Here is an 870-nt window from a genome sequence, read left to right on the forward strand (position 1 = left end):
GCCCGTGGCGGTCGCCGCCCACGGCATCGGGGTCGAAGCCGCGTCCGCGGTCGCGGACGAACGCGCTGACCGTGCGTCCGTCGTTCTCCACGAACACGTCGGCGGTGTCGACGCCGGCGTGCTTGGCGACGTTGACCAGGGCCTCGCGGACGGCACCCAGGACGGCCTCCCCGGCGTCTCCGACCGGGCCGTCACCGCCCACCACGACCTGGTCCACCCGCAGTCCGTAGACGTCCTCGACGTCGCCGACCATCACCTCGACCGCCCCCGCGAAGGTCGCCGCGCCCGAGGACATCCGGGAGCCTGCGCCGAACAGCCACTGCCGGAGCTCCCGTTCCTGCCGGCGGGCGAGCCGCGCCACCTGGCCCGGGTCATCGGACCTCTTCTGGATGAGTGCCAGGGTCTGCAGGACGGAATCGTGCAGGTGGGAGGCGATGTCGCTGCGTTCGGACTCGCGGATCCGCGCCGCGCGCTCCTCCTCGAGGGACCGCCACAGTCGCAGTCCGACCGGCACGCTGAGCAGTCCCACGCCGACGAGGGTGGCCACGACCGCGAGGAGGGACGACCGCAGCGCGGCGAACTCGACCTGACCGAGGACGACGACGGCGAGCCCGACGACGACGAGGGTGGCCCCTGCGGTGACCCTGGCCCAGTCGAAGACCGACCGCGGCGCGACTCGTCCCCCACCGTCGTACTGCTGCCAGACCAGCCCGGCCCCCAGGGCCACGACGAGGACGGGGACGATGACGCTCAGTCCCGTGGCGGTGGTCACCATGAACGAGAGCACCGCGCCCGCCACCGCCACGACGGCCAGTGCCATGCCGCGTCTGCGCTCGCGCTCGTCGCCCCGGCCCGCGCCCGCCGGCGCGG

General features: G+C 74.1%; 1 protein-coding gene. It reads right to left on the minus strand.

The window, feature by feature from the left end; all coding sequences use genetic code 11:
• A partial coding sequence (locus tag G6023_RS12830; RefSeq protein WP_182635862.1) for a sensor histidine kinase occupies positions 1-870 on the minus strand: 870 nt, incomplete at both ends.

Origin of the sequence: Dietzia sp. DQ11-71 (assembly GCF_014144995.1) — a bacterium.
In the GTDB taxonomy this organism is placed as follows: domain Bacteria; phylum Actinomycetota; class Actinomycetes; order Mycobacteriales; family Mycobacteriaceae; genus Dietzia; species Dietzia kunjamensis.